Here is an 18,879-nt window from a genome sequence, read left to right as displayed (position 1 = left end):
ACGCTACTCCTCGGCGTGCCGACGCGTTCGCTCAGCCGACGAGGTTCTGCACGAAGACGTGCGGCGTGAAGCCCGTCAGGTCGTTGATGCCCTCGCCCTGCCCGATGAGCTTGATCGGGATGCCGGTCTTCTCCTGCACGCTCAGCACGAAGCCGGCCTTGGCCGAGCCGTCGAGCTTGGTGATGACGAGGCCGGTCACGCCGGCACCCTCGATGAAGGCCTGGGCCTGTGCGAGGCCGTTCTGGCCCGTCGTCGCGTCGAGGACGAGCAGGACCTCGCTGATCTCGGTCTGCTTCTCGACCACGCGCTTGATCTTGGTGAGCTCGTCCATCAGGCCGGCCTTGGTGTGCAGACGCCCGGCGGTGTCGATGACGACGATCTCGGTCTGGTCGCGGATCGCCTTCTCGACGGTCTGGTACGCCACCGACGCCGGGTCCTGCCCGGGCTGCGAAGGACGGACGACGTCGACCCCGGCGCGCTGGGCCCAGGTGGCGACCTGCTCGACCGCCGCGGCGCGGAACGTGTCCGCCGCCCCGACGAGCACCGTGCGGTCGTAGGTCTTCAGGAACTTGGCGAACTTGCCGATCGTCGTGGTCTTGCCGACGCCGTTCACCCCGACGACGAGCACCACGGCGGGCCGCGCGCTGAGCTTCAGGGTGGTGTCGAGCTTGGAGAGCCGTTCCTCGAGGACCTCGCGGAGCATGCGCTGCAGGTCGGCGGGGTCGGTCGTGCCGTACCGGTCGACGCGGGCGTGCAGGTCCTCGATGATCTCCTCGGAGATGTCGGGCCCGAAGTCGGCGCCGATGAGGGCGGTCTCCAGGTCCTCCCACGTGGTCTCGTCGATCGTCTTGCGCTGGAAGAGGCCGCGCAGCCGTGAGGACAGTGACCAGGAACTCGCCATGCTCCCAGCTTAGAGCGCGGCACATGTCCGCTGTGCCCGGTATGCTCGGGAACACGAAGGGGAGTATTCCCTCTCGGTGACCCCGTCAGTACGGTCCGGAACGATCCGGCCCCGGGGCGCCGGTCGTGCGAAACCGGTTCCGGTGCCGTGCGACGGAAGAGACCTTCAGGCCTCGGCGTACCCGCACATCAGCGGCGCGCCCTACCTGAAGGAAACCGTGGACGTCCCACTCTTCGTCTGGCTCATCACGATCGCCGGCATCCTCGCGCTGCTGGTGTTCGACTTCTACTCGCACGTCCGCACGCCGCACGTGCCCCACATCCGCGAATCCGCGTTCTGGTCCGCCTTCTACATCGGGCTGGCGATCCTGTTCGGCATCGGGATCCTGGTGTTCGGCGGTGGGCAGGCCGGTGGTGAGTACTTCGCCGGCTGGCTGACCGAGAAGGCGTTGTCGGTCGACAACCTCTTCGTCTTCCTCATCATCATGTCGAGCTTCGCCGTGCCGAAGGAGTTCCAGCAGAAGGTCCTGCTGGTCGGCGTCGCGATCGCGCTCGTCGCCCGTGGCGTCTTCATCGCCCTCGGCGTCACGATCATCGAGAACTTCTCGTGGGTCTTCTACCTGTTCGGTGCGCTGCTGTTCTGGCTCGCCTGGTCGCAGGCCCGCAGCGGCAACGACCACGGCAGCGAGGGCGAATCCCGGCTCATCCGGATCCTCAAGCGCATCATCCCGACCTCGGACCACTACGACGGCGACCGCCTGACCACCCGTGTCGACGGCAAGCGGCTGTTCACCCCGATGCTGCTCGTCATGGTCGCCATCGGCCTGACCGACGTGCTCTTCGCGCTCGACTCGATCCCCGCGATCTTCGGGCTGACGCAGGACGCCTTCATCGTGTTCACGGCGAACGCGTTCTCGCTGCTCGGCCTCCGGCAGCTGTACTTCCTGATCGCCGGCCTGCTCGAGCGCCTCATCTACCTGGGCCAGGGCCTGGCCGTCATCCTGGCCTTCATCGGTGTGAAGCTCGTCTTCCACGCCATGCACGTCAACGAGCTGCCCTTCATCAACGGTGGCGAGCACATCGAGTGGGCGCCGGAGATCCCGATCTGGTTCTCGCTGGGCTTCATCGCGCTGACGATCGCGGTCGCCACGACCGCGTCGCTGGTGGTCTCGAAGCGCCGCCAGGAGCGCGGGCTCACCCCGACCGGCCAGCCGAAGGAGTCGGTCGAGGCCGACGCGAAGTAGCCGTCACCACCTGACGGACAGGAGGCGCGGTGCCAGCTGGCACCGCGCCTCCCGTCTGTCCGGGCGTCGTCCGGAGCTTCAGACGGCCTGGCGACCAGGGGTCGCGTCGAGCAGGTGGGCCAGGTGCTCGGGAACCGAGCCGCCGCGGGCCACCGTCGCCCGCGCCCACAGCCGGCCCGCCCGGTACGACGACCGGACCAGCGGTCCGGCGAGCACCCCGGCGAAGCCCATCTGCTCGGCGACCTGCCGGAGCTCGACGAACTCCGCAGGGCTGACCCAGCGCGCGACCGGCAGGTGCCGGGGCGACGGGCGGAGGTACTGCGTCAGCGTGATGATGTCCGTGCCCGCGTCGTACAGGCGCTGCAGGGCGTCCTCGATCTCGACGCGCTCCTCGCCCATGCCGAGGATCAGGTTCGACTTCGTGACCAGTCCGGCGTCGCGGCCCTGGGTGATGACGTCGAGGGACCGTTCGAACGTGAACGCCGGCCGGATCCGCTTGAAGATCCGCGGGACGGTCTCGACGTTGTGGGCGAAGACTTCGGGGCGGGCGTCGAACACCGGGCCGAGCTGGTCGGGTCGCCCGTTGAAGTCCGGCACCAGGATCTCGACGCCGGTGCCGGGGGAGTGCTCGTGGATCGCGCGGATGGTCTCGGCGTAGAGCCAGGAACCGCCGTCGGGCAGGTCGTCGCGTGCGACGCCGGTCACGGTCGCGTACCGCAGGCCCATCTCCGCCACGGAGTCCGCGACCCGGCGGGGCTCGTCGCGGTCGAGCGGTTCCGGCTTGCCGGTGTCGATCTGGCAGAAGTCGCAGCGACGGGTGCACTGCGAGCCGCCGATCAGGAAGGTGGCCTCGCGGTCCTCCCAGCACTCGAAGATGTTCGGGCAGCCGGCCTCCTGGCAGACGGTGTGCAGCTGCTTCTCACGCACCAGGCTCGACAGCTCGCGGAACTCGGGGCCCTGCGTGGCACGGGTCTTGATCCACGCGGGCTTCGTCTCGATCGGGGTCTCGGCGTTCCGGGCCTCGACCCGGAGCATGCGGCGGCCTTCGGGGGCGAGGGTCATACGAGGGTCTCCTGTCGGGCGGGCGCGGTGCTGGTGCTCGTGCTGGTGCTGGTGCTGGGGGCCGTCGTGCTGATCCGGCGGCCGCTGTGCATGCCGTCGACGGCCTGTCGGACGCGGTCTGCGACCAGGGGTGCGAGGTCGTCGACGGTCACGTGGGCACGCCCCGCGAGCGCCGCCGCGGCGCTCAGCGTCGTGACCCCGGCGTCCGCGATGCCGCACGGGACGATCGCGTCGTAGGCGTCGAGGGCGTTGTCGCAGTTGATCGCGATGCCGTGACTCGTCACGCCCTCGGCGACGTGCAGGCCGATCGCGCCGACCTTGGCGGCGGGGGAGCCGTCCGTGCCCGGCACCCAGGCGCCGCTGCGACCCGCGACCCGTTCGGCGTGCACGCCGACGGCAGCCGCGGCGTCGATGACGACCTGCTCCAGGTCGCGCACCCAGGCGACGACGTCGAGGGGTTCGGCGAGCCGGACGATCGGGTAGGCGACCAGCTGCCCCGGGCCGTGCCAGGTGATGCGTCCGCCGCGGTCGGTGTCGACGACCGGGGTGCCGTTCGTCGGCAGGTCGGACGGTTCGGTGCGGCGTCCGGCGGTGTAGACGGACGGGTGCTCGCACAGTACGAGGGCCCCGGGGGAACGGCCGGCGACGACGTCGGCGTGCAGGTTCCGCTGCAGGGCGAGGCCGTCCGAGTAGTCGAGCAGGCCGTGGTGGCGGACGATCTCGAGTTCCGGCATGCGGCGAGCGTACGACAGTTTCTGGACGGCGTCCAACAACCTGGTGCTTGACCTCAACAATGGTTGAGATGGTCCGATGAGGGCATGGACATCCGACAGGTACAGCTCGCCACCCGCTCGCTCGCCGACACCGCCCGGTTCTACGAACGGCTGGGGTGCTCGGTCGAGATCGTCGACACCACGGTGCGCATCGTGGTGGGGTCGACGCTCCTCGTGTTCCGTGAACTGCCGGAGATGACCGGAGCCCTGCACCTGGCGATCACGATCCCCACGGGGACCTTCGACGCGGCCAAGGCCTGGATCGCCGGTCTGACGACGGTGCTCGGTACCGACGACCAGGACGAGTTCGAGGGGCCGCCGAACTGGAACTCGCGGTCGGTCTACTTCGAGGGGCCCGACCAGCAGCTCCTCGAGTTCATCGAGCGGCGGGACCTGGAGTCGGGCGCCCGGGGTATCGGCGTCGGCGACGGTACCGGCACCGACTCCGACGCCGGCGTCCCGCTCGTCTCCGTCAGCGAGGTCGGCGTCCCCGTCCCCGACGTCCTCGGCGCCGTCGAATCCCTGCGACGCGCCGGTCTCGAGCCGTACGCCAACCCGCCGGGGGAGTCCTTCGCGGCGGTCGGTGACGTGGACGGTCTCGTGATCCTGGTGTCGCCCGACCGGCGCTGGTTCCCGACCGGTGACCGGAGTCCGTCGAGCGCGCCGGTGGTCATCGACGTGGGGCTCGACGCACCGGTCGGACTGACCGAGGGTGTCCTCCTGCGGTGAACGGGCCGGTGCCGTCGGCGGGAGCCTTGTAGAATCGACGGATCATGGCGCAATTCGGTTCACTCTCCGATCGGCTGACCGAGACCTTCCGCAATCTGCGGAGCAAGGGTCGGCTGACTCCGTCCGACGTCGACGGCACCGTCCGCGAGATCCGGCGGGCGCTCCTCGACGCCGACGTCGCGCTCGAGGTCGTCAAGGCGTTCACCGCATCGGTGCGCGAGCGTGCCCTCTCCGACGAGGTCAACCGCGCGCTCAACCCGGCGCAGCAGGTCGTCCAGATCGTCAACGAGGAACTCGTCGGCATCCTGGGCGGGCAGCAGCGACGGCTCGAGTTCGCGAAGAAGCCGCCGACGGTCATCATGCTCGCGGGTCTGCAGGGTGCCGGTAAGACCACCCTCGCGGGCAAGCTCGGCAAGTGGCTCAAGAAGGACGGCCACACCCCGATGCTCGTCGCGGCGGACCTCCAGCGTCCGAACGCCGTGCAGCAGCTGCAGGTCGTCGGCGAGCAGGCCGGCGTGCACGTGTTCGCTCCCGAGCCCGGCAACGGTGTCGGCGACCCGGTCAAGGTCGCCAAGAACGCCATCAAGGCCGCCATCGACCAGCAGTACGACACCGTCATCGTCGACACCGCAGGTCGACTCGGTGTCGATGCCGAGCTGATGAAGCAGGCCGCGAACATCCGCAAGGCCGTCGACCCGGACGAGGTCCTGTTCGTCATCGACGCGATGATCGGTCAGGACGCCGTCAACACGGCCCGTGCGTTCCAGGAAGGCGTCGACTTCACCGGTGTCGTGCTCTCGAAGCTCGACGGTGACGCCCGCGGTGGTGCCGCCCTGTCGGTGGCCAGTGTGACCGGCCGCCCGATCATGTTCGCGTCCACGGGTGAGTCGCTCGACGACTTCGAGCCGTTCCACCCGGACCGCATGGCGAGCCGCATCCTCGACCTCGGCGACATCCTGTCCCTCATCGAGCAGGCGCAGGGCGCCTTCGACGAGGAAGAGGCGCGCAAGGTCGCGGACAAGATCGCGACCGACAACTTCACGCTGAACGACTTCCTGCAGCAGATGCAGCAGCTCCGCAAGGCCGGCTCCATCAAGGGCATGCTCGGCATGCTCCCGGGAGCCAAGGGCATGCGCGAGGCGCTCGACAACTTCGACGAGCGCGAGATCGTCCGCACCGAGGCGATCATCCAGTCGATGACGCCCCAGGAGCGCGAGCTCCCGAAGCTCCTCAACGGTTCGCGCCGTCTGCGCATCGCGCGCGGTGCCGGATCGACCGTCACCGAGGTCAACGCGCTGGTGAACCGCTTCGAGCAGGCCGCCAAGATGATGAAGACCGTCGCCCGCGGTGGCGTGCCGCAGATGCCGGGCATGGGTCCGATCCCGGGCATGCACGGCGGCAAGAAGCAGCAGCAGGGCGGTAAGAAGAAGTCGAAGGTGGGCAACCCCGCCAAGCGCGCAGCCCTCGCGGCCGGCGCGGCGGCTGCGCCGCAGCAGGCCCCGCAGGGGTCCGGCCTCGGCCTCGGGGGTGCCAAGGGCGGCAAGGCACCGACCGAGGAAGAGCTCGCGTCGCTGCAGAAGTTCCTGGGTCGCTAGTCGCGACCACCTGACGGACGGGAGGCCCGGTGCCAGCTGGCACCGGGCCTCCCGTCCGTCGTCCGGTCGCGTCGGGACGTTCCTTCCCATCGCACGCGCGATGGAAAGTGGAATCGGGCGTACCTGGTCGAAAGGAACGACCAGGTACGCCCGATTCGGCCAGGTACGCCCGATTCGGCCAGGTACGCCCGGGGCGGTCCGGTGGCGGCTAGAGCGCGTCGCGGAACTCGGTGACCAGGTGGCGGACCACGGCGCGCAGGTCGCCGCCGTTCTCCTGCGCGACCTGCAGCTGCCGCTGGTACGAGGCGCCGCGCTCGATCATCGTGTCGAGGTGGTGCAGCTCGTCGAGGCAGCCGAGCCGTTCGGCGATCGGGTCGAGCCGCTGCACCAGGTCGTGCACCTCGTCGGTCACGAGCCGCTCGTCGCCGGCGACGTTCGTGATGATCTCGGCCTCCATGCCGTAGCGGGCCGCGCGCCACTTGTTCTCGCGGATGAACCACGGCTGCATGGTGGGCAGGGTCTCACCGGCGTCGATCCGGTCCGAGCAGGCGGTGACCAGGCACTGCACGAGCGCGGTGACGGCGCCGACCTCGTGCAGGGTCGAGATGCCGTCGGAGACCCGGTTCTCGAGGGTGCCCCAGCCCGGCGACGGTCGGATGTCCCAGCGCAGGTCCTTCACGCCGTCGATGACACCGGTGTGCGTGAGGTCGCCGACGACCTCTTCGAAGTTCGCCCAGGCGCCGAGCTGCGGCGGGAGCCCGCCGGTCGGGAGCTGCTGGAACATCAGGGCACGGTTCGAGGCGTACCCGGTGTCGGTGCCGCCCCAGAACGGGCTCGACGCGGTGAACGCCTGCAGGTGCGGGACGTAGGCGAGCATCGCGTTCATGATCGGGACCGCCTTGTCGCGGTCGTCGATGCCGACGTGCACGTGCACGCCCCAGATGAGCATCTGGCGTCCCCACCAGCGGGTGCGGTCGATCAGCGTCGTGTAGTGCTCGCTGTCCGGGGTGATCTCCTGCTGGTCCCACACCGCGAACGGGTGCGTGCCCGAGCACATCACCTGGGCGTCGAGCGGTTCGGCGGCGTCGATGACCTCGCCGATGATGCCGGACAGCTCGCTCGTCGCAGCCCCCACGCGGTCGTGGACGCTCGAGACGACCTCGACCGTGTTGGTCAGCAGCTCCTCGGTGACGCGGTCGTGGTCGCCGAGCCGCTCGTGCACGGCGGCGATGACGGCGGGGGCGCGGGGAGCGAGGTCGCCGGTCGCCCGGTCGACCAGGGGGAGTTCCCACTCGACGCCGATGGTCGACGGGCGGGACTCGGTGAAGCGGATGTCCATGCCGTCCATCCTGCCCGGGTCCTTGTCGGACACGCACAACGAAGCGTTGTCCCGATCGTGCGGATCGTCCTGCAACTAGTTCCACTCCGGGCGTACCGTTGAAATGTTCCTACAGGGAAGAGGTACGCATGCAGTTGGTGGTGCGCGGGACGAACGCCCCGCTCGTCGGAGAACTCGACATCCCGGTCTCGAAGTACCACGCGCACCGCGCGCTGGTGCTCGCGTCGCTGGCGAAGGGGACGAGTGTCGTCTCCGGGGTCAGCGCGACGCGACAGGTGGAGTGGACCGTGGGCACGCTCCGCGCGCTCGGCGTCGACGTCAAGCGTCGCGGGAACGCGTACCACGTGACCGGGCTGGGCGGCCGGTACCAGGCGACCGACGTCGTGGACCACGGCTCGCGGGGTGCCGACGGACTGCTCAACATGGGGTCCTCGGGCACCACGCTCTACTTCATGACCGGGCTCGCCTCGCTGGCCGACCGCCCGATGACCCTGTCGGGCATGAAGTACTTCCAGCGCCGCCCGATCAAGGTGCTGCTCACCTCGCTGACGCAGATGGGGGTGGAGCTCGAGGCGACGAACGACTGCCCGCCCGTCACCGTGCAGCCGCGGCGTCCGCGCGGCGGCGACGTGACGATCGCCGGCACCCTGTCGCAGTGGGTGTCCGGGCTGCTGCTGGTTGCCCCGTTCGCCGAGCACGAGACCCGGATCCACATCACCGGCGGGCGGCTCAACGAGCAGCCCTACGTCGAGCTCACCGTGCGGATGATGCGGCAGTTCGGCCTGACGGTCGAGGTCTCCGACGACTGGCTCGAGTACCGGATCCCGGCGGGCCAGCAGGCCACCCCGCACGACTACGTCATCCCGCCCGACATCGGCTCCGCAGCGTTCGGCATCGCGGCGGCCGGCACCCGCGAGTCGAACGTGCTGCTGCGCGGCATGACGGCGTTCACCACCGCCGAGACCGACCACCCGGAGAGCGAGTTCCTGGACCTCGCGACCGCGATGGGCGTGCCGATGCGGATCGACGAGGAGACCGGCTTCGTCCGGATCGAGCACGACGGGTCCCCGCTCCGGCCGCTCGACGTCGACTGCCGTCCGATCCCGGACCTGCTGCCCGTGCTGTCGACGATGGCCACCTTCGCCGAGGGCACGAGTCGACTGTGGAACGTGGCGCACATCCGGCTGAAGGAGTCCGACCGCGTGGCGGCGATGCTCCAGCTGAACCGGATGGGCGGCCGTGCCGAGCAGGGCGCGGACGAGCTCGGGGTCACCGGCGTCGGCGCGGCCGGGTTGCACGGTGCGCCGATGTCCTCGTTCAACGACCACCGTGTGCTGATGTCCCTCGCGGTCGCGGCGTCGAGTGCCGACGGGGTGTCGGGCCTGACCTACCCGCGTGCCTACCGGATCTCCTACCCGACGTTCCTCGAGGCGATGAACTCCGTCGGGCTCGACATGTCCGTCGGTGACCGGCTCGCAGCCCAGGTGGCGCGGGACGGCCGGATCGACGCCGCCGAGGCCGACGGGGTCCGCACGCACCTGGGCACGCCCCTCGAGACGTCTGCGGCGCCCGAGCCGACCGACCAGCCGGTCGCGCAGCCCGCCGCCCCGCAGCCCGCCACCGCACAGCCCACCGCCCCGCAGCCCGCCGTCGCCGTGCCCGAGCTCGCCGGCGTCGACGCCGACCCGCTCGTCCTGACCGAGCGGGTCCGCGCCCTGTCGCAGACCGACCCCGACGGCCTCGCCGTGATCGAGGTCGGCGGCGCGACCCCCGCGAACACCACGTGGAAGGAGCTGCAGGACGAGGCCGACCGGGTCTCCGCCCTGCTGCTCGAACTCGGCGTGCGCACCGGCGAATCCGTCGCGATGCAGCTGCCGAACTGGCGCGAGTTCGTGTCGATCACCCTCGGTGCGATCCAGATCGGTGCCGTCGCGACCCCGATCATGCCGGTGTTCGGTCCCCGCGAGACCACGATGACGCTGGCTCGTTCGAAGGCCCGCGTGGTCTTCCTGCCGAACGTGTTCCGGAAGCGCCGTCCCGCCCTCGAACTCCTCGACGTCATCGACGAGGCCGCCGCGCAGGACCGTCGCCTGTCGCTCGAGCACGTCATCGTGCTCCGCGCCGAGGCCCGCGGGCAGGGGGACACCCCGACGAACCAGCCGCCGCTGCCCGCCGACGCCCTGGAGCGCGTCGTGGCGAGCGACTGGCACTGGCGCTACTTCGAGAACGCCCTGGCAGCCGTGCACGTCGATGTCGACGAGATCGCGTCGCACGCTCCCGGGCCGGACGACGTCTGCCAGCTGCTCTTCACCTCCGGCACCACGGGGGAGCCGAAGGGCGTGCAGCACCCGCACCGCACGCTCGGACTCGCGACCGCCATGCACGTGGCGCAGTCCGGTCTGACCAGCGCCGACCGCATCTACATCCCGTCGCCGCTCGCTCACCAGACCGGGTTCCTGTACGGCATGCTGCTGGCGTTCCGGCTCGGTGCCCCGCAGGTCCTCCAGCCGGTGTGGGACGGCCGGGTCGCACTCGAGCAGGCGTTCGGCGTCGCCCGGGCGTCCTTCGTGCAGTGCGCGACGCCGTTCCTGACCGACCTCGTCGACCTGGTCGAGGCCGGTGCCGGGCAGCCCGAGTCGCTCCGGATCTTCGTGCCGACGGGCGCCGCGGTGCCCCGGGCACTGGCCCAGCGAGCGAGCACGGTGCTCGGCAGCGCCATCCTCGGCGCCTTCGGGACGAGCGAGACGTGTCTCGGGGCCCTGTCCAGCCCGAGCGACGACCCCGCCGACGCGTACGGCCACGACGGCCGGGCGTTGCCGGGCATCGCGATCCGCATCGTCGACGACGCGGGGATCGAGCTGCCTGCCGGGACCGAGGGCAACTTCGAGCTGCACTCGCCGACGATGTTCGCGGGCTACCTCGACCGCCCGGACCTGACCGACGACGTGTTCACCGCGGACGGCTGGTACCGCACGGGCGACCTGGCGAAGGTCGACGAGAAGGGCTTCCTGTCGATCACCGGGCGCGTGAAGGACGTCATCAACCGCGGCGGCGAGAAGATCCCCGTCGTCGAGATCGAGAACCTGCTGTACCAGAACCCGCTGGTCACGGATGTCGCGATCGTGGCGATGCCGGACGAGCGGCTCGGTGAGCGTGCCTGCGCCTGGGTCGTGAACGCCCGCGCGGACGAGCCGCTCGACTTCGCCGGGATGCAGCAGTACCTCGACGCGGCCGGCGTGAGCAAGTACTACTGGCCTGAACGACTCGAGTACACCACCGAGCTGCCGCGCAACGCGGTCGGCAAGGTCCAGAAGAACATCCTGCGCGAGCAGGCGGCCGCGCTCGTCGCGACGAAGGAGAACGAGACACGATGACGATCGTCGAGCAGACGAGCACGGGCTTCGACGAAGCCGCCTTCCAGCAGCTCAAGGCCGAGGTCACCGAGTGGGTCCGCGGCCCCGGCGAGGCGTGGGCGGACGAGATCGAGCGCACCGGCCGGGTCGCCCCCGAGCTGTTCCAGGAGCTCAAGGAGAACGGGTGGCTCAGCCTCGCCGCCCCGACGGAGCTCGGCGGACGGGCGATCCCGTTCTCGCGCTACCTCGAGATCATGGAGGTCGTCTCCCGCTCGCACGCCTCCATCCGCATGCTCGTGCACGTCATCAACGGCACCTGGCGCGCGATGGCCCCCTACGCGACGCCGGAGCAGATCGAGCAGGTGGTCAAGCCGTCCGTCGCCGGTGACACGCTCGTCGCGTTCACCCTGACCGAGGCCACCGCGGGCACGGGAGCGGACATCCGCACGACGGTCCGACGCGAGGGCGACACGTACGTGATGAACGGCGAGAAGCACCTCATCACGTTCGGGGTCAAGGCCGACCACTGGCTCATCGCCGCTCGGCTGGAGGGCACCAGCGGCCAGGACGGCACGGTCGCGTTCCTGATGCCGAACAGCGGGCTGCCGGGTGCCGAGGTGATCGACGACTCCGACACCATGGGCATACGCGGCACCGACCACGCGATCCTGCGGTTCACCGAGACCCCGATCCCGGCCAGCGCACGTCTGGGCACCGAAGGCCAGGGCCTCGAGGTCGCGCTCGGCGGCTTCCTGCTGCCGAGCCGGGTGTCCGTCGCGATGAGCGCCGTCGGCCTCGCCGAGCGGGCGAACGAGCTCGCCGTCGAGTACGCGAACAAGCGCGAGACCTTCGGCAAGCGCCTCTCCAGCCGGCAGGCGATCCAGTTCTACCTGGCCGAGAACTACGCCGACATCGCCGCCGCCCGCGCCCTGGTGCTCGAGGCCGCCCGCGCCTACGAGGACGACCGCCCCGACGCCGGCACACTCTCCAGCGCCTCGAAGATGGTCGCCGTCGACATGCTCGCCCGGGTCACCGACAAGGCCCTGCAGGTGCACGGCGGGCAGGGCTACTGGAAGCGCAACGCCATCGAGCGCGTCTACCGCGACGCACGCGCGCAGCGCTTCGAAGAGGGCACCAACGAGATCCAGAAGCTGATCGTCGGCCGCGCCGTCGTCACCGGCGCAGCCGGGTTCTGAAACCGACCAACGACCGGACTGGAGGCCCGTGGCGGGCCCGCCCCGCGCCTCCCGTCCGTCTCCCACCCACCTGAAGGACCGAAGTGACCCACAGCACCAACGCACCCATCGCACTGATCACCGGCGCTTCGCGCGGCATCGGCCGCCTGCTCGCGCAGAAGCTCGGCCAGCGCGGCGTCACCGTCGTGGTGACGTACAAGGGCAACGCCGACCTGGCCGAGGAGTCCCTGGCCGACGTCAGGGCGGCCGGTGGCGACGGCATCACGGCGCAGGTCGACATCGAGCAGCCGGAGTCGATCGACGCCCTGTTCGACCTGGTGCGCGACACCTACGGACGTCTCGACATGTTCGTCGCGAACGCCGCGGCCAGCGCGTTCAAGCCCGTCGCCGACCTCAAGCTGCACCACCTCGACCGCAGCTACGCCACGAACGCCCGCTCGTTCGTGCTCGGCGCCCAGCGCGCCGCGGAACTGATGGACCGGGGTGGCCGCATCGTCGTCGTGACGTCGTACGGATCGCTCCGGGCGTTCCCGACCTACGCCGCACTCGGTGCCGCCAAGGCCATGAGCGAGGCGTACATGAAGTACATGGCGGTGGAGTTCGGTCCGCGCCAGATCACCGTCAACGCGGTGAACGGCGGCCTCATCGACACCGACTCGCTCGAGTACTTCTACACGAAGGTCCCCGGCCAGGCGCCGATGGACACCGTGCTCGAGAAGCTCCCGCTGCAGCGCCCCGGGACGGCCGACGACATGGCCGACGCCGTCGACTTCCTGCTGTCGGACAAGGCCGGGTACATCACCGGGCAGGTGCTCTCGGTGGACGGCGGTCTGACGGTCATCGCCCCGCCGTACTGGTCGGACACGACGTCGCCCCTCCGCGACGCGGTGCTGCCGGCCGACGCTCCGGGCGCGGACACCGCAGAATAGGCGCATGAGCAGCGTCGCTTCCGCCCCCGTCGTGCCGGAGTCCCTCCGGACCGTCGCGTCACCCTGGACCCTCGGCCCCCTGCACCTGGCGAACCGGGTGGTGATGGGGTCGATGCACACCGGGCTCGAGGTGCACGACGACGGCGGAGCCGGCATGGCCGCCTTCTACCGCGAACGGGCGGCCGGCGGGGTGGCGTGCATCATCACCGGCGGCATCGCGGTGAACGACGAGGCCCGCGGGGGTCCGGACTTCGCGGTGTTCGGCGTCGGGGGAGCCGACGAGCGGTTCCGGGTGGCGGTCGACGCCGTGCACGACGAGGGCGGGACGATCCTCGCGCAGCTGTTCCACGCCGGGCGGTACGCGCTGGCGTCGGGCATGGTCGACCGGCACGGCGACCCGCAGCGCGTCGTGGCACCCTCGGCCCTGCCGTGGGCGGCCGCCCGCGGTGTGGTGCCGACCGAGCTGACGTCGGCCGAGGTCGAGCGGACCATCGAGGACTTCGCCGCCGCGGCCCGCACCGCCCGTGCGATCGGGTTCGACGGCGTCGAGATCATGGCGTCCGAGGGGTACCTGATCAACCAGTTCCAGTCGCCGCTGACCAACCTGCGCGACGACGAGTGGGGCGGGGATGCGGAACGGCGTCGGCGCTTCGCGATCGAGGTCGTCCGGGCCGTGCGCGCCGCGGTGCCCGAGCTCGCCGTGACGATCCGGCTGTCCGGCGCGGATCTGATGCCCGGCTCGTCGACCGACGACGAGGTCGACGCGCTCGTGCACGACCTGCTGCCGCTCGGGCTCGACGGCATCTCGGTCGGCATCGGCTGGCACGAGTCCCGCACCCCGACCGTGCAGGCCTCGGTGCCGCACGGGGCCTGGCTGGCGTACGCGGCACGGATCGCCGCGGTGGTGCGCTCGTCCGCGTACCTGGACGTCCGCGTGATCGCGTCGAACCGGATGACGGACCTGCGCGACGGTGAAGCCGTGCTCAGCGACGGCCTGATCGACGCCGTCGCGCTCGCCCGGCCGTTCCTCGCCGACCCCGCCATCGTGTCGCGCTCGCTCGCGGGCGGGTTCGCCCTGGTGAACACCTGCATCGGCTGCAACCAGGCGTGCCTCGACCGCTCGATCATCGGCGCACCGGTGTCCTGCCTCGTGAACCCCCGTGCCGCCCGCGAGGTGGCCTTCCCCGCCCGGCCGACCGCGGACCCGAAGCGCGTCGACGTCGTCGGTGGCGGACCGGCCGGGCTCGCCGCCGCGGTGGACGCCGCCCGACGGGGCCACGACGTCACCGTCTGGGAGGCCTCCGACCGCCTCGGCGGCCAGTTCGGCCTCGCCGCACTCGTCCCGGGCAAGGAGGACTACGCCGCCACGGTGCGGTCCGCCCGCGCCGAGCTCGCGGAGCGGGGCGCCACGATCCACCTCGGACGCCCGGCCACGGCTCGGGACCTCGTCGACAGCGACGCCGTCGTGCTCGCGGCCGGGGTGGTCCCGCGGAGCATCGACGTCCCCGGCAGCGACCTGCCGCACGTGCTGTCGTACGAGCAGGCCCTGCGGAACGGCGTACCCGAGGGCACCGTCGCGATCATCGGCGGCGGTGGCATCGGCGTGGACACCGCGGCGTTCCTGACCGAGTCGCCCGACGAGGTCGTCCGGGCCGCCGAGTTCGCGGCCCGCTGGGACCTCGACGTGTCCGAGGAACTCGTCGGCGACGTGCCGCAGCGGCTCCCCGCGGCACGGCGCACCACCCGACCGGGGTCGCAGGTGACGGTGCTCCGGCGTTCGGGCAAGTTCGGCCAGGGGATCGGCATCACCTCACGCTGGGTCGCGCTCGGCCGGCTGCGGGACGCCGGGGTGCGGATGGTCGGCGGCGTGCAGGAGTACCTGCGCATCGAACCCGGGGTGCTCTGGATCCGCGACGAGCACGGGGACGAGGTCGGCGTGCCGGCGGACTCCGTCGTGGTCTGCGCCGGGCAGGAGCGCGCGACCGACGCCGAGGGCGACGCGCCGGACGGACTCGCCACGGGCCTCCAGGCCGCCGGCGTGCCGTACGCCGTCGTCGGCGGCGCGCGCGACGCACGGAGCGTGGACGCGGTCCGGGCGACGTCCGAGGCCCTCGAAGCGGTGCGACGCCTCGCGCCGTAGCGAGTCGGCTCGCATCACGGCCGGGAATCTGCAAGAATGAACGGTCGAATCGCCGCAGCTCGACCCTCTATCCAGCTGTGAGCGATCTCTCTCGAGCTTTCGCCGTGTGTGCCCCCACGCCCGCGGTTCCAGTTCAACCACAACGAAAGCAAACAGGAGCAATTGTGGCTGTCAAGATCCGTCTGAAGCGTCTCGGTAAGATCCGTGCGCCCTACTACCGCATCGTCGTCGCCGACTCGCGCACCAAGCGCGATGGTCGTGTCCTCGAGGAGATCGGTCAGTACCACCCGACCGAGGAGCCCTCGGTCATCAAGATCGAGTCCGAGCGTGCGCTCTACTGGCTCGGCGTCGGCGCGCAGCCGACCGAGCAGGTCGCGGCCCTCCTCAAGCTGACCGGCGACTGGGCCAAGTTCAAGGGCGAGAAGGACACCGAGTCCAAGGTCAAGGTCGCCGAGCCGAAGCCGGCCTTCCAGGTCGACTCCTCGAAGAAGGCCGTGCTCAAGCCGAAGTCGGAGAAGACGGCTCCCGCCGCCAAGGCCGACGACGCCGAGACCGCCGACGAGACGACCGAGGCGTAGTCCTTGCTCGAATCCGCGCTGACGCACCTCGTCAAGGGGATCGTCGATCACCCTGACGACGTGCGCGTCGCCAGCTCCACCTCCCCACGCGGCGAGGTCCTCGAGGTGCGCGTGCACCCCGAGGACCTCGGCCGCGTGATCGGTCGCGCCGGGCGCACCGCCAAGGCGCTCCGCACCCTCGTCACGGCCCTGGCCGACGGCAAGCGCGTGCGGGTCGACGTGGTGGACACCGATTCCTAGGGAGACGACCCAGCTCCGGGTGGGTCGAATCACGAAGGCGCACGGGCTCAAGGGCGGCATCAAGCTCGAGCTCTACACCGACGACCCGGATCGTCGGTTCACCCCGGGCGCCACCTTCACGCTCCAGGTCCCCGACGACTCACCGTGGTCGGGCAAGACCCTCGAGCTGGACGAACTCCGCTGGTACAACGGTCACCCCGTCGCGTTCTTCGCCGGGATCGACGACCGCACTGCGGCCGAGTCCCTGGCGCGCATCATCCTCTGGGTCGAGCAGGACGCCGACGCCGAGACCGGCGAGGACGACGCCTGGTACGACCACCAGCTCGTCGGGCTCAAGGTCCTGCGTGACGGCGTCGAGGTCGGCACGGTCGCCCGTGTGGACCACATGCCCGCCCAGGACCTGCTCGCGATCGACACGCCGTCCCGCGGCGAAGTCCTCGTGCCGTTCGTCTCGGCCATCGTGCCGGCGGTCGACATCGCCGCCGGCACCGTCACGGTCACGCCGCCGCAGGGGCTGTTCGAGGACCCCGAGGACACCTCGCGCCCCGAGACGGTCACGGACTAGTCCCCGTGCGGATCGACATCGTCACGATCTTCCCGGAGTTCTTCTCCGTGCTCGACGTGTCCCTGCTCGGCAAGGCCCGCTCCGGCGGACTGCTCGACCTGCACGTGCACGACCTGCGGTCCTGGACCACCGACCGGCACCGCACCGTCGACGACACGCCGTACGGCGGTGGCGCCGGCATGGTGATGAAGCCGGAGCCGTGGGCGCAGGCACTCGAGGCGCTCTTCCGGCCCGACGGCTCGTCGACCCTGGTGGTCCCGACGCCGGCCGGCACGCCCTTCACCCAGTCGATCGCGCGGTCGCTCGCGTCGACGTCGGAGCACCTCGTGTTCGCCTGCGGGCGCTACGAGGGCATCGACGCCCGCGTCTTCGAGTGGGCGTCGTCGCGCGCCACCGTCGTCGAGCTCTCGCTCGGCGACTACGTGCTGAACGGCGGCGAGGTCGCTGCGATGGCGATGATCGAGGCCGTCGGTCGACTCGTCCCCGGCGTCGTCGGCAACCCCGAGTCGCTGGTCGAGGAGTCCCACGAGGACGGCCTGCTCGAGTACCCCTCGTACACCAAGCCCGCGTCGTGGCGCGGCCTCGACGTCCCCGACGTCCTGCTCAGCGGGCACCACGCCCGCGTCGGTGCCTGGCGGCACGAGCAGCAGCTGGAGCGGACGCGGCGCGTCCGTCCGGACCTGCTGCCGCCTGCCTGATCGGCTGGCGCGCCTGCCTGCTGGACGATTTTCGGGCTGAACGATACTCCTCGCGGTTCGTTCCGCGTGCACTGTCGCTGAGCACGAAACCGGGCCCCGCCGGGTCTGCCTGGAGGCACGGGGCGGGCCCGCACCGTGCCTCCAGTCCGTCAGGCGGTCGGGTCGGCGCGCTGGGCGCGACGCAGGGTCAGGACCTCGGGGCCGGCCTCGGTGACCGCGACCGTGTGTTCGACGTGCGCGGCACGTGAGCCGTCGACGCTGCGCAGGGTCCAGCCGTCGTCGTCCTGGTAGAGCTCGTCGGTCGTCTGCATGAGCCACGGCTCGATCGCGACGACCAGCCCCGGCCGGAGCTTCAGGCCGCGACCCGGACGGCCGTCGTTCGGCACGTGCGGGTCCCCGTGCATGGTGCGACCGACGCCGTGCCCGCCGAACTGCAGGTTCACGTCGTGACCGGCCTCGTGTGCGACGTGACCGATGGCGTGCGAGACGTCGCCGAGCTTGTTGCCGGGAGCCGCCTGGACGATGCCGGCGGCGAGTGCTCGCTCGACCGTGGCGATCAGGGCCTGGTCCTCGTCGCGCGGCGTGCCGACCTGGACGCTGACGGCGGAGTCCGCGACCCAGCCGTCCACGCTCGCGGCGAAGTCCAGGCTCACCAGGTCGCCGTCCTGCAGGGTGCGGTCGTGCGGCAGGCCGTGCAGGGCGGCGTCGTTCACCGAAGTGCAGAGGTTCTTGCCGAACGGCGACATGCCGAACGACGGGTGGTAGTCGACGTAGCAGCTCTCCGCGCCGCGTTCGGCGATCATCCTGGCCGCGACGCGGTCGAGGTCGAGCAGGTTGACGCCGACGTCGACGGTCTCGAGCAGCTCGTCGAGGACGTCGGCCACGAACCGGCCGGCGACGCGCAGTCCGTCCAGCTCGGCGGGGGTGCGGAGTTCGATCATGGGTCCATCCTCGTCGTTTTGTCTCCCGCGCTCTCTGTGGCAGTATTGAACGCTGTGCCCTGGCTGGACTCTGCCACGGGGGAGTCGCCGACACCGGGCACGAACCACCACTTTCCGAACCTTCGATCCGCGGCGACCCGTGCGCGTCCGCAGAGAGTGAAACCCACCATGAGCCAGCTCCTCGACAACGTCGACGCAGCATCGCTGCGTACCGACGTCCCGGACTTCCGTCCCGGCGACACCATCAAGGTGCACGTCAACATCATCGAAGGCACGCGCTCGCGTATCCAGGTCTTCCAGGGCGTCGTCATCGGCCGTCAGGGCCACGGCATCGGCGAGACCTTCAAGGTCCGCAAGGTGAGCTTCCAGGTCGGCGTCGAGCGCTGGTTCCCCGTGCACTCGCCGATCATCGACCACATCGAGATCGTCACCAAGGGTGACGTCCGTCGTGCGAAGCTCTACTACCTGCGCGAGCTCCGCGGCAAGGCGGCCCGCCGCAAGATCAAGGAGAAGCGCGACGCCTGATCGCCTTCACAGTGAACGTCCGCGAGCCGGACGACGCTGCGAGCCCCTCGTCCATGTACGGTTGTGCATCGA

General features: G+C 70.6%; 17 protein-coding genes. 12 read left to right on the top strand and 5 right to left on the bottom strand.

The genetic code is table 11. From position 1 onward, the window contains the following. Window positions 1-31 precede the first annotated feature (31 nt). Window positions 32-901, bottom strand: coding sequence for a signal recognition particle-docking protein FtsY (ftsY, locus tag HQQ79_RS10940; protein ID WP_027465892.1), 870 nt, complete (start codon window positions 899-901; stop codon window positions 32-34). Window positions 902-1,118: 217 nt separating this feature from the next. Between ftsY and HQQ79_RS10935 the strand changes: the two genes are divergently transcribed. Then, a complete protein-coding gene (locus HQQ79_RS10935) occupies window positions 1,119-2,144 on the top strand; it encodes a TerC family protein (protein ID WP_110859106.1) in 1,026 nt (341 codons plus the stop codon). A 78-nt stretch (window positions 2,145-2,222) separates the two neighbouring features. Here the strand turns inward: HQQ79_RS10935 and lipA are convergent, their stop codons facing one another. Beyond that, a complete protein-coding gene (gene lipA / locus HQQ79_RS10930; RefSeq protein ID WP_138803676.1) occupies window positions 2,223-3,206 on the bottom strand; it encodes a lipoyl synthase in 984 nt (327 codons plus the stop codon). Continuing rightward, a complete protein-coding gene (lipB, locus tag HQQ79_RS10925) occupies window positions 3,203-3,940 on the bottom strand; it encodes a lipoyl(octanoyl) transferase LipB (RefSeq protein WP_173034229.1) in 738 nt (245 codons plus the stop codon). Before lipB ends, lipA begins: the two co-directional genes overlap by 4 nt. A gap of 84 nt (window positions 3,941-4,024) precedes the next feature. On the opposite strand from lipB, the gene HQQ79_RS10920 reads away from it, so the two are divergent. Both HQQ79_RS10920 and ffh read left to right on the top strand, forming a co-directional pair. Then, on the top strand, window positions 4,025-4,708 hold the full coding sequence (locus tag HQQ79_RS10920) for a VOC family protein (protein ID WP_173034227.1): 684 nt from the start codon (window positions 4,025-4,027) through the stop codon (window positions 4,706-4,708). 44 nt (window positions 4,709-4,752) lie between these two features. Then, window positions 4,753-6,303 (top strand): signal recognition particle protein, encoded by a 1,551-nt coding sequence (gene ffh, locus HQQ79_RS10915; protein ID WP_027465889.1) that lies wholly within the window; start codon window positions 4,753-4,755, stop codon window positions 6,301-6,303. A gap of 208 nt (window positions 6,304-6,511) precedes the next feature. On the opposite strand, the gene HQQ79_RS10910 is transcribed toward ffh, so the two are convergent. After that, complete coding sequence (locus HQQ79_RS10910; protein ID WP_173034363.1) at window positions 6,512-7,651, bottom strand: glutamate--cysteine ligase; 1,140 nt, start codon at window positions 7,649-7,651, stop codon at window positions 6,512-6,514. A gap of 119 nt (window positions 7,652-7,770) precedes the next feature. On the opposite strand from HQQ79_RS10910, the gene aroA reads away from it, so the two are divergent. The 8 genes from aroA (at window position 7,771) to trmD (ending at window position 17,341) form a co-directional block, all read left to right on the top strand. Next, window positions 7,771-11,016, top strand: a complete 3,246-nt coding sequence (gene aroA / locus HQQ79_RS10905; protein WP_173034225.1) for a 3-phosphoshikimate 1-carboxyvinyltransferase — start codon at window positions 7,771-7,773, stop codon at window positions 11,014-11,016. After that, window positions 11,013-12,191 carry an acyl-CoA dehydrogenase family protein gene (locus HQQ79_RS10900; RefSeq protein ID WP_173034223.1) on the top strand — a complete coding sequence of 393 codons (1,179 nt, stop codon included), beginning with the start codon at window positions 11,013-11,015 and terminating at the stop codon, window positions 12,189-12,191. The genes aroA and HQQ79_RS10900 overlap by 4 nt, the downstream gene beginning before the upstream one ends. 83 nt (window positions 12,192-12,274) lie before the next feature. Then, window positions 12,275-13,120, top strand: coding sequence for an SDR family oxidoreductase (locus HQQ79_RS10895; protein ID WP_173034221.1), 846 nt, complete (start codon window positions 12,275-12,277; stop codon window positions 13,118-13,120). Between the two features lie 4 nt (window positions 13,121-13,124). Beyond that, window positions 13,125-15,260 (top strand): FAD-dependent oxidoreductase, encoded by a 2,136-nt coding sequence (locus tag HQQ79_RS10890; RefSeq protein WP_173034219.1) that lies wholly within the window; start codon window positions 13,125-13,127, stop codon window positions 15,258-15,260. A gap of 164 nt (window positions 15,261-15,424) precedes the next feature. After that, window positions 15,425-15,838, top strand: a complete 414-nt coding sequence (gene rpsP / locus HQQ79_RS10885; RefSeq protein ID WP_027465884.1) for a 30S ribosomal protein S16 — start codon at window positions 15,425-15,427, stop codon at window positions 15,836-15,838. A 3-nt stretch (window positions 15,839-15,841) separates the two neighbouring features. Further along, window positions 15,842-16,078, top strand: a complete 237-nt coding sequence (locus HQQ79_RS10880) for an RNA-binding protein (RefSeq protein ID WP_017888258.1) — start codon at window positions 15,842-15,844, stop codon at window positions 16,076-16,078. Between the two features lie 19 nt (window positions 16,079-16,097). Then, complete coding sequence (gene rimM / locus HQQ79_RS10875; RefSeq protein ID WP_171907871.1) at window positions 16,098-16,643, top strand: ribosome maturation factor RimM; 546 nt, start codon at window positions 16,098-16,100, stop codon at window positions 16,641-16,643. 5 nt (window positions 16,644-16,648) lie between these two features. Further along, entirely contained in the window at window positions 16,649-17,341 is a 693-nt protein-coding gene (trmD, locus tag HQQ79_RS10870; RefSeq protein ID WP_027465882.1) for a tRNA (guanosine(37)-N1)-methyltransferase TrmD, read from the top strand. Between the two features lie 149 nt (window positions 17,342-17,490). On the opposite strand, the gene map is transcribed toward trmD, so the two are convergent. After that, window positions 17,491-18,282, bottom strand: a complete 792-nt coding sequence (gene map / locus HQQ79_RS10865; protein WP_173034217.1) for a type I methionyl aminopeptidase — start codon at window positions 18,280-18,282, stop codon at window positions 17,491-17,493. Between the two features lie 168 nt (window positions 18,283-18,450). Between map and rplS the strand changes: the two genes are divergently transcribed. After that, complete coding sequence (gene rplS, locus HQQ79_RS10860; protein ID WP_017888254.1) at window positions 18,451-18,807, top strand: 50S ribosomal protein L19; 357 nt, start codon at window positions 18,451-18,453, stop codon at window positions 18,805-18,807. The last annotated feature ends 72 nt before the right edge of the window (window positions 18,808-18,879 follow it).

Origin of the sequence: Curtobacterium sp. VKM Ac-2852, from assembly GCF_013205045.1 — a bacterium.
GTDB lineage: Bacteria > Actinomycetota > Actinomycetes > Actinomycetales > Microbacteriaceae > Curtobacterium > Curtobacterium flaccumfaciens.
Note: the sequence above shows the minus strand (reverse complement) of the source record. Positions and strands in the feature narration are given on the sequence as shown.